The sequence below is a fragment of the Streptomyces lienomycini genome (assembly GCF_027947595.1).
Lineage (GTDB): Bacteria > Actinomycetota > Actinomycetes > Streptomycetales > Streptomycetaceae > Streptomyces > Streptomyces lienomycini.
In genome coordinates, this window is sequence record NZ_CP116257.1 from 4,952,756 (window position 1) to 4,966,162 (window position 13,407).

At 73.3% G+C, this 13,407-nt stretch carries 13 protein-coding genes; 8 read left to right on the top strand and 5 right to left on the bottom strand.

Going from position 1 to position 13,407, the window contains the following annotated elements; all coding sequences use genetic code 11:
* Positions 1-47 precede the first annotated feature (47 nt).
* The gene (locus tag BJ961_RS22485) at positions 48-776 is read left to right on the top strand and encodes a TetR/AcrR family transcriptional regulator (RefSeq protein WP_271414613.1); all 729 of its coding nucleotides are present in this window, start codon (positions 48-50) and stop codon (positions 774-776) included.
* Here the strand turns inward: BJ961_RS22485 and BJ961_RS22490 are convergent.
* Positions 764-2,266 carry an LVIVD repeat-containing protein gene (locus BJ961_RS22490; protein WP_271417130.1) on the bottom strand — a complete coding sequence of 501 codons (1,503 nt, stop codon included), beginning with the start codon at positions 2,264-2,266 and terminating at the stop codon, positions 764-766. The genes BJ961_RS22485 and BJ961_RS22490 overlap by 13 nt on opposite strands.
* Before the next feature lie 182 nt (positions 2,267-2,448).
* On the opposite strand from BJ961_RS22490, the gene BJ961_RS22495 reads away from it, so the two are divergent.
* Positions 2,449-3,108, top strand: a complete 660-nt coding sequence (locus BJ961_RS22495) for a DUF305 domain-containing protein (protein WP_271414614.1) — start codon at positions 2,449-2,451, stop codon at positions 3,106-3,108.
* 42 nt (positions 3,109-3,150) lie between these two features.
* Here BJ961_RS22495 and BJ961_RS22500 read toward each other — a convergent pair whose 3' ends face one another.
* Together BJ961_RS22500 and BJ961_RS22505 are read right to left on the bottom strand one after the other, a co-directional pair.
* Complete coding sequence (locus tag BJ961_RS22500) at positions 3,151-3,606, bottom strand: DUF6214 family protein (RefSeq protein ID WP_271414615.1); 456 nt, start codon at positions 3,604-3,606, stop codon at positions 3,151-3,153.
* 138 nt (positions 3,607-3,744) lie between these two features.
* Positions 3,745-4,110 (bottom strand): ArsR/SmtB family transcription factor, encoded by a 366-nt coding sequence (locus BJ961_RS22505; RefSeq protein WP_271414616.1) that lies wholly within the window; start codon positions 4,108-4,110, stop codon positions 3,745-3,747.
* A 142-nt stretch (positions 4,111-4,252) separates the two neighbouring features.
* On the opposite strand from BJ961_RS22505, the gene BJ961_RS22510 reads away from it, so the two are divergent.
* On the top strand, positions 4,253-5,332 hold the full coding sequence (locus BJ961_RS22510; protein WP_271414617.1) for an NADH:flavin oxidoreductase/NADH oxidase: 1,080 nt from the start codon (positions 4,253-4,255) through the stop codon (positions 5,330-5,332).
* 96 nt (positions 5,333-5,428) lie between these two features.
* Here BJ961_RS22510 and BJ961_RS22515 read toward each other — a convergent pair whose 3' ends face one another.
* Positions 5,429-6,181, bottom strand: coding sequence for a PaaX family transcriptional regulator C-terminal domain-containing protein (locus tag BJ961_RS22515; RefSeq protein WP_271414618.1), 753 nt, complete (start codon positions 6,179-6,181; stop codon positions 5,429-5,431).
* Between the two features lie 102 nt (positions 6,182-6,283).
* On the opposite strand from BJ961_RS22515, the gene BJ961_RS22520 reads away from it, so the two are divergent.
* The 5 genes from BJ961_RS22520 (at position 6,284) to BJ961_RS22540 (ending at position 12,017) form a co-directional block, all read left to right on the top strand.
* Positions 6,284-7,936: a DNA alkylation response protein gene (locus tag BJ961_RS22520; protein ID WP_271414619.1), complete on the top strand. Its 1,653-nt coding sequence runs from the start codon at positions 6,284-6,286 to the stop codon at positions 7,934-7,936.
* Positions 7,937-8,064: 128 nt separating this feature from the next.
* Positions 8,065-9,219, top strand: a complete 1,155-nt coding sequence (locus BJ961_RS22525) for a WD40/YVTN/BNR-like repeat-containing protein (protein WP_271414620.1) — start codon at positions 8,065-8,067, stop codon at positions 9,217-9,219.
* Positions 9,220-9,289: 70 nt separating this feature from the next.
* Entirely contained in the window at positions 9,290-9,967 is a 678-nt protein-coding gene (locus BJ961_RS22530; RefSeq protein ID WP_271414621.1) for a uracil-DNA glycosylase, read from the top strand.
* Positions 9,964-10,962: an N-acetylglucosamine kinase gene (locus BJ961_RS22535; RefSeq protein WP_271414622.1), complete on the top strand. Its 999-nt coding sequence runs from the start codon at positions 9,964-9,966 to the stop codon at positions 10,960-10,962. The genes BJ961_RS22530 and BJ961_RS22535 overlap by 4 nt, the downstream gene beginning before the upstream one ends.
* Positions 10,963-11,093: 131 nt before the next feature.
* A complete protein-coding gene (locus BJ961_RS22540; RefSeq protein ID WP_271414623.1) occupies positions 11,094-12,017 on the top strand; it encodes a sirohydrochlorin chelatase in 924 nt (307 codons plus the stop codon).
* Positions 12,018-12,215: 198 nt separating this feature from the next.
* Here the strand turns inward: BJ961_RS22540 and BJ961_RS22545 are convergent, their stop codons facing one another.
* The gene (locus BJ961_RS22545; RefSeq protein WP_271414624.1) at positions 12,216-13,256 is read right to left on the bottom strand and encodes a lactonase family protein; all 1,041 of its coding nucleotides are present in this window, start codon (positions 13,254-13,256) and stop codon (positions 12,216-12,218) included.
* Positions 13,257-13,407: the final 151 nt, after the last annotated feature.

The following is a 13,407-nucleotide window of genomic DNA, read 5'->3' on the forward strand; positions in this document are numbered from 1 at the left end:
TGCGCCGAGTATAGTTGGCTGCCAGCCAGTCAACGCAGGAGTACAGCATGTCCCCGCGCAGCGCCTCGGTCAATGAAGAATTGCGGCGGCGCTCGAAGGAGCGGCTCCTGCAGGCCGCCGTCGAGCTGGTGGGCGAGCACGGCTACGAGGCGACGACGCTGGGGGCCATCGCCGACCGGGCGGGCTCGGCGCGCGGCCTCGTCTCGTACTACTTCCCCGGCAAGCGCCAGTTGGTGCAGTCAGCGGTGCACCGCCTGATGCACCGCACCCTGGAGGAGGCCCTGGAGCGCGAGCCGCGCACCGCCGAGGGGCGCGAGCGGATGGCGCGGGCCATCGACGCGGTCCTCGGACTCGCCCGCGACCGGCCGGTGCTCATGCGCCAGCACATGGCGGGCCTGCTCCAGACCGAGGTGGGCTTCGTACCGTGCCCGGAGCAGCGGCGGCTGGCGGAGCTGCTGCGGGACACCGTGGCCCGGCACGGCTCGCGGGACGTCGAGCGCGACTACCCGATGCTGCGCGCGCAGCTCATGGGCGCCGTCTTCGCGGCCCTGCTGCCGGGAGCACCGCTGCCGGTTCGGGACCTGCGCGCCGAGTTGTTCGAGCGCTACCGGCTGGACTGGGAGCTGGGTGCCCCGCCGGACACCGAGGCGTCCGGCGGGACGACGTGCGACACGGACCTGTCGCGGTTCTTCGCGACCGGCGTGCTCGGCCGTCCGGACCGCACGGCCCGGGCGGGGCGAACGGGACGGACGGGACGGACGGCTCAGTCGAAGTAGTCCGGCTGCGTCTGCGTGTTGAGCTCACGCAGGTGGACCCGCTTGGCGGGGTCGGTGCGCCGGTCGCTGAGCTTGAGGACGTCGAAGCCCTTGGCGATGTCGTTCGAGTAGATGTACCCGTTGTAGTAGTACGCCGACCAGGAACCGCCCGTGGTCATCGTGTCGGTGGTCAGCGGGCCCCGCTCGAAGTAGGCGATCTCCTTGGGCCGCGAGGAGTCGGTGAACTCCCAGACGGAGATGCCGCCCTGGTACCAGGCCTGGACCATGATGTCCTTGCCCTTGACCGGGATCAGCGAGCCGTTGTGGGCCACGCAGTTCTCGGTGTCCGCCTGGTGGCGCGGGATCTTGAAGTAGCTGCGGAAGACCAGCTTGCGGTGGTCGCCCCGGCCGACGATGTCGTAGATGCCGTCGGCGCCGCGGTTCGGGCCGATCTCCGCGTTGCAGGTGGCGGCGCCGCCACCGCCCAGCTCGTCGGTGAACACGACCTTGTTCGCCTTCTGGTTGAAGGTCGCCGAGTGCCAGAACGCGAAGTTCACGTTGTCCTGGACGCGGTCGATGACCTTCGGGCGCTCGGGGTCCTTGATGGAGAACAGGATGCCGTCACCCATGCAGGCGCCGGCCGCCAGGTCCTCGGAGGGCAGGACGGTGATGTCGTGGCAGCCGGTGGTCTTGGAGACGCCCGGGTTGGTGGGCCCGCCCGGGTTGCCGCCGCCGTCGGCGCCCTCACCGGGGAACAGCACGGGGAAGCCCACCAGGGCCGCCCGCTCGGGCGCCTTGCGCGGCACCTTGATCACGGAGATCCCGTCGTGCGGCGGCTGGCAGTCCGGGTACGCGGCGTTCGGCGAGTAGGAGGAGACGTAGATGTAGACGTTCTTGCGCTCGGGCACCAGCGTGTGGGTGTGCGAGCCGCAGGCGGTCTCGACGGCGGCGACGTACTTCGGGTTCCGCTTGTCGCTGATGTCGAAGACCTTCATGCCCTCCCAGGAGGACTTCTCGGTCGCCGGCTGCGTGGTGCTGTTGCAACTGCTGTCGCTGCGCGAGGAGTCGGTCGACAGGAACAGCAGGTCCCCGGAGACGGAGATGTCGTTCTGCGAGCCGGGACACAGCACCTGGGCGACGGTCTTCGGCTTCTTCGGGTTCTTGATGTCGAAGATGCGGAAGCCGTCGTAGTTGCCGGCGAAGGCGTACCGGCCCTGGAAGGCCAGGTCCGAGTTGGTGCCGGACAGCGCGTCCTTGGGGATGTTGGTCAGGTGCTCGATGTTGTCGGAGTGGACTATCTCGTCCTGCCCGGGTATCTCGCCGTTCCCGATGGCGTCGCGCACCTCGGCGCGCGCACTCTTGGACACCTCCTTGGACGTGGCCGGACCGTCCCCGGGGTCGGGGGTCGCGACGGCCGGGCCGGCGGTCAGCAGGGCGGACAGGAGTCCGGCGGCCACGGCCGCGACTCCCAGTCGTCTGCGCCGCGTTCGCGGGTCGTTGGACAGGGTCACTGTTTCCTCCCAGCGTCCGTTCCCTTCGGAACGGTTCACGCACCCCGCAGTATCGTCTTCGCCATGCACATACCAACAGGGGGCAACAAACACGCAATGAAGTTTTTTGATCAGTGACGCGCGGAAGCGTGCTAGGACGGTCATCGCACCCACACGGTGCTCCCCAGCCACAGGAGGTCGTCGTGTCCTTTCGCCCCCCGATGTCCAGCGCGTCGCTCGTCACGGCCGCGCTGACCGCACTGGCCGTGCTCGGACTCGGGGCCTGCGACTCGGGTTCGGACACCGGGTCGGCGGCCACCGCCGGGCCCTCGGTGCTCGCTCCGGGCAAGCCGGGCGAGGACAACCGGACACTCTCCGCCGAGGACGCGCAGGAGCAGCGGGCCGACGACGACTCCCCCAACTCGGCGGACGTCTCCTACGCGCGGATGATGATCCAGCACCATGCCCAGGCGCTGAAGATGACCGAACTGGCGCCGCAGCAGGCCGAGTCCGGCCGGGTCAAGAAGCTGGCCGAACGGATCTCGGCGGCCCAGGGACCGGAGATCAAGGCCATGGAGGGCTGGCTCACGACCAACGGCGAGAAGACGGCGGGCGGCGGCGGGCACGAGCACGCCGCGATGCCGGGGATGGCGACCGAGGCACAGCTGGAGAAGCTGCGCGCGGCGCGGGGCAAGGCCTTCGACCAGCTCTTCCTCACCCTGATGATCACCCACCACGAGGGCGCGATCACCATGGCCACGGACGTGAAGTCCGAAGGGAACAACGTGCGGATCGAGGAGATGGCCGACGACGTGGTCGCCCAGCAGACGAGCGAGATCTCGCGGATGCGCGAGATGCTGTGACGGCGTGCCGGTCCGCTGACGGGACGGACTCTCGGGCGCCCGTCAGCGGCGTGCGCGACGGGGCGTCAGGAAGCCCTCGTCGCGTGCCTGGCCGATCAGCCTGAGCGACTTGCGCCTGCTGTGCCCGGTCGCGCGCATCACCGCGAGGACCGGGTCGCCGCCCGTCTCCCGGGCCGTCCGGTACTCCTGGGCGACCAGCCTGCGCCCCTCCCGTCCGCGCGGCCACGCGGGGCGGGCCCGCCGCGACGCCGACGGCTCGGCACGGGCGGGAGCCGGCACGCATGCCTCGAAGAGCGGGTTCTCCAGCCACTCCGCGAGCACGGCCAGGTCGTCGAGGGACAGCGGCGGTTCGGCCCGTACGTCCTCGACCCGCACGTCCTGACCGGACAGCACGGCGAGCGCGTCCACCCGGGCACCGTCCGCGAAGGCCAGCCGGACGTCGAACCACGAGGTCCTGGTGCCGCCCTCGCCCACCACCCAGGTGTGCCGCACGGACATCTCACCTTCGTCCGGACAGCGGTCGGAAAGCTGAAGAGAACGATCAACGAAGGATGCTTCGAGCATATACGGAACGTAACCGCATGATCACATTCAATACGAACGGAACACGCTTCGTTCACCGGGCGCGGCACCCTGTCAGCGGAGCGGGCCCGCCCCGGCGGCCTGGCGTGCGGCCGCGGCCAGCAGGGCGTCGAGCAGCCCGGGGAAGACGGCGTCCAGATCGTCCCGGCGCAGGCCGTTCATCTTGGCCGTGCCCCGGTAGGTCTGCCGGATCACCCCGCACTCGCGCAGCACCCGGAAGTGGTACGTGGTGGTGGACTTGCTGACCGGCAGGTCGAAGTGCGAGCAGGAGAAGAGCGCCTCACTGTCGGCGGCGAGATCCCGCACGATCCGCAACCGCACCGGGTCGGAGAGCGCGTGCAGCACTTCCTCCAGGCGGATCTCCGCGCGCGTCGGGTGCGGCAGTTCGCGGACGCCGGCGGCGGTGGCGGCGGGGGGCACGGCGGCTCCAGTCGGTTCGGGACCCTCACCGGTCGGGAGGGTCCTCCATTGTACGAAGGACACCGTAGTTTGACACTCGGCGTACTACGAGAGTTATCGTACGAGCCGCCCCGACCCACCGCGACCCAGGGAGCAGCCCGCCATGAGCGCCCTCTTCGAGCCCCTCCGGCTCCGTGACACCACGATCCCGAACCGGGTGTGGATGCCGCCGATGTGCCAGTACTCCGCCGCACCGCAGGGCCCGTCGGCGGGGGTGCCCGGCGACTGGCACTTCGCGCACTACGGGGCCCGCGCGGTGGGCGGCACCGGGCTGATCGTCGTGGAGGCCACCGGTGTGTCGCCCGAGGGCCGCATCTCCCCGCAGGACCTGGGGCTGTGGAACGACACGCAGGTCGAGGCGTTCCGCCGGATCACGGACTTCCTGCGCTCCCAGGGCACGGTCCCCGCGATCCAGTTGGCCCACGCCGGTCGCAAGGCGTCGACCGCGCAGCCGTGGAAGGGCGGTGCGCCGGTGGGACCGGACGCGTACGGCTGGCAGCCGCTGGCCCCGAGCGCCCTGGCGTTCGACGAGGGACACCCCGTGCCGACCGAGCTGACCGTCGCGGAAATACAGGAGGTCGTCGGGCTATTCGCCGACGCCGCGCGCCGGGCACTGGCCGCCGGCTTCGAGGCCGTCGAGATCCACGGCGCCCACGGCTACCTGATCCACGAGTTCCTGTCGCCGCACTCCAACCACCGCACCGACGCCTACGGCGGCTCGTACGAGAACCGCACCCGGCTCGCGCTGGAGGTCGTCGACGCCGTACGGCAGGTGTGGCCGGACGACAAGCCGCTGTTCTTCCGCGTCTCGGCGACCGACTGGCTGGACGGGGGCGGCTGGACGCCGGACGACACGGTCCGCCTCGCCGGCGACCTCCGGGCCCACGGCATCGACCTCCTCGACGTGTCCACCGGCGGCAACGTCCCGCGCGTCCGGATCCCCACCGGGCCCGGCTACCAGGTCCCGTTCGCCGCGCGCGTGAAGGCCGAGACCACCCTGCCGGTCGCCGCCGTCGGCCTGATCACCGACGTCGAGCAGGCCGAGAAGATCCTGGCCAACGGCGAGGCCGACGCGGTACTGCTGGGCCGAGAACTGCTGCGCAACCCGTCCTTCGCCCAGCACGCGGCACGGGAGCTGGGCGCGGACGTCCGGATGCCGGACCAGTACGGCTGGGGCCTGTGAGGCGGGTCGCGCGCGAAACGCCGGACTCGAACGGCTCCGGCGTCGACGGCGCGTACGGCGCGTGCGCGTCGTCCGGCAGCACCGACAGGTGACGCGTCAGGTCCGGTGGCTCCGCGCCCGGACCCGACCGGACTGCTCCCCCTGGTACGCGGCGTAGGCGTCCCGCAGTGCCGCCCCCGGCCAACCGGGCGGGAGCAGCTCCGCGGGCAGCACCGGATCGGCGAGCAGGTGCCGTACGACGGCCGCGAAGGCGGTGAGGCGGTCGGCCGGACTCCGGGACCGGCCGGCGTGGGCCAGCAGGGCCTGCGCCGTGTCGGACCACTCCCCCAGCGGCCACAGGCGCGCGGCCAGTTCACGGGCCGGGGTTCCGGGGCGCGAGACGAGCCGTTCGGCCACCCGGTCCAGGGCCGCGGGCAGCGGACGGTCCAGGTTGGCGGGACGCAGCCAGAAACCCTCGCGGAGTTCGGCCAGGCGCAGGCCGGTCAGCCGGGTGCGCAGTTCGGCGCGGGCGGCGGGACCGCGCCCCGTCGCGGTGATCACGAGCGTCTCCCAGTCGCCGTCCCACGCGCGCGTGTGCGGGCGCACCGCCTCGTCCTGGCGCCGCTGGCGTTCCAGCAGCCGCTCGCTGAGCCGGTAGCCCTGGTCCGTGCGCCGCAGGTCACCGGCGGCGGCCATCCGGCTGAGCGCCGCGCGCGCGGTGGAGGCGCCGACGTCGAACCCCTCCACGAGCCGCACCAGGTCCCGCGCGGGCAGCTCGGGGGGATGCGTGCCGAGCAGCAGGCTCAGCACGACCGACCGCGCCGACAGCGGACGCGGCGTGAGCCCGCCGGGGGCCTCGGAACCGTTCATCCGCGCGGGCACCCCTTGTCCGTCCACATGAGCACGTACTGTACGGCCGCCCGCCGTGTTGCACTATTGCTGCGTCCGCAGGAAGAGTGCAACACTCGGGTCATGACGACACCCGCGCAGCAGCCGCACGCGACGCACGACGTCACCAATCAGCCTCCTCCCCCGGCCCCCTACGACGCCTGTGACGACACGGTCCTGCTGGAGGGCGTGCGACGGGAGGGCGCCGGGTGGGCCGAGGACGGTCTGCGGCGCCTGGGGCGGCGGGCGGGGAGCGCCGAGGCGCAGGAGTGGGGCGACCTCGCGAACCGCCACGAGCCCGTGCTGCGCACGCACGACCGGTACGGCAACCGGGTCGACGAGGTCGAGTACCACCCGAGCTGGCACCACCTGATGCGGGTGGCGGTCGGTGAGGGCCTGGCCGGGGCGCCGTGGGCCGACGACCGGCCGGGCGCCCACGTCGCGCGGACCGCGGGCGGGCTGGTGTGGGGGCACACCGAGGCGGGGCACGGTTGTCCGACGTCGATGACGTACGCGGCCGTCCCGGCGCTGCGCGCCCAGCCCGAGCTGGCGAAGGTCTACGAGCCGCTGCTGACCTCCCGGGAGTACGAACCGGGGCTGCGGACGCCCACCGACAAGCGCGGCCTGCTGGCCGGCATGGGAATGACCGAGAAGCAGGGCGGCTCGGACGTCCGGACGAACACCACGACGGCCACCGCGACCGCCGAGCCCGGCGTCTACACGCTGCGCGGGCACAAGTGGTTCACGTCGGCGCCGATGTGCGACGTGTTCCTGGTGCTGGCGCAGGCGGCCGGCGGGCTCTCCTGCTTCCTGGTGCCGCGCGTGCTGCCCGACGGCACCCGCAACACCTTCCGGATCCAACGCCTCAAGGACAAGCTCGGCAACCGGTCCAACGCCTCCTCTGAGCCCGAGTTCGACGGGACGGTGGCCTGGCTGGTCGGGCCCGAGGGGCAGGGCGTCAAGACGATCATCGAGATGGTCAACTGCACCCGGCTGGACTGCGTGATGTCCTCGGCGACGCTGATGCGCAAGACCCTCGTCGAGGCCGGTCACCACGTACGGCACCGCAGCGCGTTCGGCGCCCGGCTGGTGGACCAGCCCCTGATGCGCAACGTCCTGGCCGACCTCGCGCTGGAGTCCGAGGCCGCGACCACCCTCACCCTGAGGCTCGCCGGCGCGGCCGACCGTGCCGTGCGCGGGGACGCCGGGGAGGCGGCGTTCCGGCGGATCGCCACCGCGGCCGGCAAGTACTGGGTGACCAAGCGCGGGCCGGCGTTCACCGCGGAGGCCCTGGAGTGCCTGGGCGGCAACGGCTACGTGGAGGAGTCGGGCATGCCGCGCCACTACCGCGAGGCGCCGCTGCTGTCGATCTGGGAGGGCTCGGGGAACGTCAACGCCCTCGACGTGCTGCGGGCGCTCGGTCGCTCCCCCGCCTGTGCGCACGCCCTCTTCGACGAACTCGCCCTCGCGCGCGGGGCGGACGCCCGGCTGGACGCGGCGGTGGCCCGGCTCCGGACGGGGCTCGGCGAGGCGTCCGAGACCGGTGCCCGCCGGCTGGTGGAGCTGATGGCGCTCACCCTCCAGGCGTCCCTCCTGGTCCGGCACTCCCCGCCCGCCGTCGCCGACGCCTTCTGCGCGACCCGGCTCGGCGGCGACTGGGGACACGCGTTCGGCACCCTGCCGGACACGGCCGACGTCGACGGCATCCTGGCGCGGGCCCTGCCGGGCGAGGGCTGAGCCGGGCCGGGCGAGAGGCCCCGCCCGGACGCCTCTCCGGCCCCGGCACCACCGCTGCTCACCGCCCGCATCACCACCTGCATCACCGCCCCGACCTGCGGCGATGCCCTTTCCAGAGGTGACTGTCAGTGGGTGGGTGCAGACTGGCCCCTGTCCGAGACGAAGGCGTCGACCAGGACGCCGCGGAGGTGATCGGCATGGCCGAGGTACTGCTCGCCGTGGGCACCCGCAAGGGCCTGTTCATCGGGCGCCGGCGGGGTGGCGCCTGGGAGTTCGACGAGAATCCCTACTTCAACGCACAGGCGGTCTACTCGGTCGCCCTCGACACCCGCGGCGACACCCCGCGGCTGCTGGCCGGCGGCGACAGCGCGCACTGGGGCCCGTCGGTGTTCCACTCCGACGACCTGGGCCGGACCTGGACCGAACCGGCCGCCCCCGCCGTCCGGTTCCCCAAGGAGACCGGCGCCTCGCTGGAGCGGGTGTGGCAGCTGCACCCGGCCGCCGCCGAGCCGGACGTGGTCTACGCGGGCACCGAACCGGCCGCGTTGTACCGCTCGGAGGACCGCGGCGAGAGCTTCGAGCTGGTCCGTCCGCTGTGGGAGCACCCCACCCGGTCGAAGTGGGTGCCGGGCGGTGGCGGTGAGGGGCTGCACACCGTCCTCACCGACCGGCGCGACGCGAAGTCGGTGACGGTCGCCGTCTCGACCGCGGGCGTCTTCCGCACGGCCGACGGCGGCGCGAGCTGGGCCCCGTCCAACTCCGGTGTCTCCGCCGTCTTCCTGCCGGACCCGAACCCGGAGTTCGGTCAGTGCGTGCACAAGGTCGCACGGGACGCGGCCACACCGGACCGCCTGTACCTCCAGAACCACTGGGGGGTGTACCGCAGCGACGACGCGGGAGCGCACTGGACGGACATCGGCGAGGGCCTGCCCTCCACGTTCGGTTTCGCGGTGGCGGCCCACCCGCACCGCGGCGACACGGCGTACGTCTTCCCGATCAACGCCGACGCCGACCGGGTGCCGGCGGACCACCGGTGCCGGGTCTTCCGCACGGCGGACGCGGGCAAGAGCTGGGAGCCGCTCTCCGCGGGCCTGCCGCAGGAGGACCACTACGGCACGGTGCTGCGCGACGCGCTGTCCACGGACGACGCGGAACAGACGGGCGTGTACTTCGGCAACCGCAACGGCGAGGTGTTCGCCTCGGCCGACCACGGCGACAGCTGGCGGCAGTTGGCCTCGCACCTGCCGGACGTGCTGTGCGTACGGGCCGCGGTCCTCGCGTGAACCGGACAGGGGGGACCGGTCTCGGCCACCGGTTGATCGGCGGCACCCGTACGGCAGTAGGGTGACGCCCGTGGCACCACGACCCTTGAACGAAATCGTCGAAGCGGGCTGGGCGACGGCCCTGGAACCCGTTGCCGGACAAATCACCTCGATGGGTGAGTTCCTGCGCGCGGAGATCGCCGCCGGACGCACCTACCTCCCGGCCGGGGCCAACGTCCTGCGGGCCTTCCAGCAACCCTTCGACGACGTCCGGGTCCTGATCGTCGGACAGGACCCGTACCCGACCCCGGGACACGCGGTGGGGCTGTCGTTCTCCGTCGCCCCCGAGGTACGTCCGCTGCCCGGCAGCCTCCTCAACATCTTCCGGGAGCTGAACACCGACCTGAACCTTCCGCAGCCCTCCAGCGGGGACCTGACGCCCTGGACACAGCAGGGCGTGCTGCTGCTCAACCGGGCGCTCACCACGGCCCCGCGCAAACCCGCCGCACACCGCGGCAAGGGCTGGGAGGAGGTCACCGAACAGGCGATCCGGGCGCTCGCGGCGCGCGGCAAGCCGATGGTGTCCATCCTCTGGGGCCGTGACGCCCGCAATCTGCGGCCGCTGCTCGGCGACCTGCCGTCCGTGGAGTCCGCGCACCCGTCGCCGATGTCGGCCGACCGGGGATTCTTCGGCTCCCGCCCGTTCAGCCGGGCCAACGACCTGCTGATGCGACTGGGAGGTCAGCCGGTCGACTGGCGGCTGCCGTGAGCACCGGCTTCCTGGCCGTGGACTCGGGCGGCTCGGGGCTGCGCGCCGTCGTCGGCACCACCGACGGCGACGGGCACGGCCCGCTCGCCCGGCGTGACTCCCCAGAGCCCGTCCGCACCGGTCCGCGCGGGATCGACCCCGGGCACCTCATGGGGCAACTGCTGCCCATGGCCAGGGCCTTGAGCGACGAGACCGGCGTGACCGGGTTCGGCACGGTCGTCGTGGGTGCTGCCGGGCTGGCCACGCTGGGCGACGCCCTGCGCGCCGAACTGCCGGGTGCGCTGGCCCGGGAGCTGGGCGTGCGCACGGTCGCGCTGGCCGCCGACGCCGTGACCGCGTACGTGGGCGCCCTCGGTCCGCGGGCCGGCGCGGTGGTGGCCGCCGGCACCGGTCTGATCGCCGTCGGCACCGACCTCACCCGCTGGCGCCGGGCGGACGGTTGGGGCCATCTGCTGGGCGACTGCGGCAGCGGCGCCTGGATCGGGCGGGCCGGTCTCGAGGCGGCGCTGCGCCGCCACGACGGACGGGAGGGCGGCTCGGCGCCGCTGCTGGCCCGGGCCGAGGAGCGCTTCGGCCCGGCGGCGGGGCTGCCCGGGCAGGTCTATCCGCGTGCGGACCGTCCCGCCGTCCTCGGCTCCTTCGCGCCGGAGGTGGCCGCCTGCGCGGCCGACGACCCCGTCGCCGCGGGGATCCTGCGCGCCGCCGCCCGGCACCTGGCCGACTCGGCCGCGGCGGTCTGCCCGGCCGGCGGCGAGCCGCGCGTCGCGGTCACCGGCGGGCTGCTGCGGATGGGCGATCCGCTCCTCGTGCCGCTGAGCGAGGAGTTGGCGAAGCGACTGCCGCGGGCGCGGTGGACGGTCGCGGAGGGTGGTCCCTTGGACGGCGCGGTCCGGATCGCGACCGGTCTGGCGACCGGCTCGCTCGCCCTTCCGAGTGACGAGAGGATGCTGTGGGTGACGACCGTGCCGGGTGGCCCCGGACCGGTCGGACCGTGATCCGACGGTGAGGTGAATCGTGCCGATGTCGGCCGATCCGTACATCACTCATCAGACAAAACCGGACGGATACCGCTCAGCCGCACCCTCCCCGAACAGGGAAACCCCGGAAACCAGTAACATGCGGCGCCATGAGCTCCCCCACTGGGCCCGCGTCCGGCCTGCCTGTACGAATGCCGCGCCCCCGCCAGCCCGGACGGCACCGCCGTCCCGAACCCCTGGTGGCTCCCGAGGGCGCGCCGGCGCTTGTCCTCGCGGTGCCGGGGACGCCCAGTAGCGCCACCCGGGGCCTCGCCGACGAGGTCATCAGCATCGCCCGTTCCGAGCTGCCCGGGCTCGACGCCCGGATCGGCCACCTCGACGGGGACGACACCGAGTTCCTGTCACTGTCGACGGTGCTCGCGCACGCGGCGGAGGAGCGCACCGCCCGCTTCGAGCAGGCGCGCGCCGCCGGCCTGGACGTGAAGGAGCCCGAGGGCCCCGTCGCCGTCGTCGTGCCGCTGCTGGCCGGGCCGGACAACGCGCTGCTGCGCCGGATCCGGCAGGCCGTGATGGACAGCAGGATCGCGGCCGAGCTGACCGACGTGCTCGGGCCGCACCCGCTGCTGGCCGAGGCGCTGCACGTGCGGCTCTCCGAGGCCGGTCTGGCCCGTGCCGACCGCGCCCGGCTGTTCACCGTTGCGACCGCCGCGGACGGCATCATCCTGGCCTCCGTGGGTGGCGACGAGGCCGTCCAGGCGGCCGGGATCACCGGCATGCTGCTCGCCGCGCGCCTCGCCGTGCCGGTGATCGCGGCGGCGCTGGACGAGGAGGGCTCGATCGCGTCCGTGGCCGAGCAGCTGCGGTCCTCGGGCTCCCAGCAGCTGGCGCTCGCACCGTATCTGGTCGGCCCGGAGATCGAGGCGTCCGTGCTGGAGGAGGCGGCCAAGGAGGCGGGCTGCTCCACCGCCGAGCCCCTCGGCCCGTACCCGGCGATCGGCAAGCTGGCGCTGGCCAAGTACACGACGGCGCTCGGCATCTCGCCCCAGCAGGCGCAGGGGGCGCCGGTTCAGTGACGTGGGCGCAGCGCGTGCCTGTGCGCGTGCGCCGCTAGACGTGCGAAGGGGCCCGCTCCCGGTCAGGAGCGGGCCCCTTCGGCGTCGCGCCCCCTCCTCGGGGGACGCGGCGCCGGGCTCCGGAGGGTGCCGGGGCGCCCGCCCGTGCCGCCCCGCTCCCAGACCGTTGAGACACGGGGTCGGCACGACCGCCCGCGGCTATGCGGGGGCGAGGACCACGCAGGAGGCTGCCGGGACCGACAGGGAACCCGTGCGCCGGGGGATGCCGGTGGCCGGGTCGAGGGCGAACCAGGTGACGTCTCCGGAGCGTTCGTTGGCCGCGTACAGGACGCCGTCCGAGACGGTGATCTCGCGGGGCCAGTGCCCGCCGCAGGGCACGGTGGCGGACAGCCGCAGCCCGTCCGGCTCGACGGAGAACACGGACAGGACGTCCTCGCCGCGGGTCGCGGTCCACACGAAGCGGCCGTCGGGCGAGACGGCGATGCCGGACGGGTAGGCGTCGCCCGCCGGAGCCTGCGGCAGCACCGGTACCTCGGTGTGGGGCTTGAGCACGCCCTCGGCGGCGTCCCAGTGGCAGACGGTCACGGTGGGCGCCAGTTCGTTGGCGATGTAGGCGCGGGAACCGTCGGGGTGGAAGGCGAGGTGCCGGGGGCCCGACCCGGGGCGCAGCGCGATCTCGCGGTGCACGGCCGGGACACCGTCGGCCAGGGTGCAGACCCGCACCGAGTCGGTGCCGAGGTCGACGCTGACGGCCCACCGCCCGCTGGGGTCGGGACGCACCTGGTGGGCGTGCGGTCCCTGCTGCCGCTGGGCGTGCGGGCCGGAGCCGGTGTGCCGCAGGACGCCGGACGCGGACCGGGCGAGGGTGCCGTCGGCGCGCACCGGCACGGCGGTGACGGTGCCGGAGCCGTAGTTGGCGGTCAGCACGTGCCCGGCGTACAGGCTGAGGTGGGTCGGGCCGTCGCCCCCGACGGGCACCGGCCGCCCGGTGGGCTCGGGTTTGTCCCCGCTCACGCGGTAGGCGGCCACCGCGCCCTCGGCCGTCTCGCTGACGGCGTACAGCGTGTCGCCGTCGGGGGCGAGGGCCAGGTAGGAGGGGTCCGCGAGGCGGTCCGTGCCGCTCACGACCGTGAGGGCGCCGCTGCCGGGGTCGACGGTCGCCGTGAGGATCCCTGGGCCGCCGGCCGCCGTGAACGACCCGATGTATGCCCGCCGCTGCCGCCTGCCGCCGTCCGTCACCGCTGCCCCTCTCGTCCCGCTTCGTCCTGCCCGCTTCGTACGGCCGTCGCGTCCTGCCGCCTCGGTGGGCGTCACGTCGAGTGCCGACCCGATCGTCCGCCCCGCAGCGACGGTAGCAGTCGATCACCTGCGGTCTAGACCAAACGGGTGC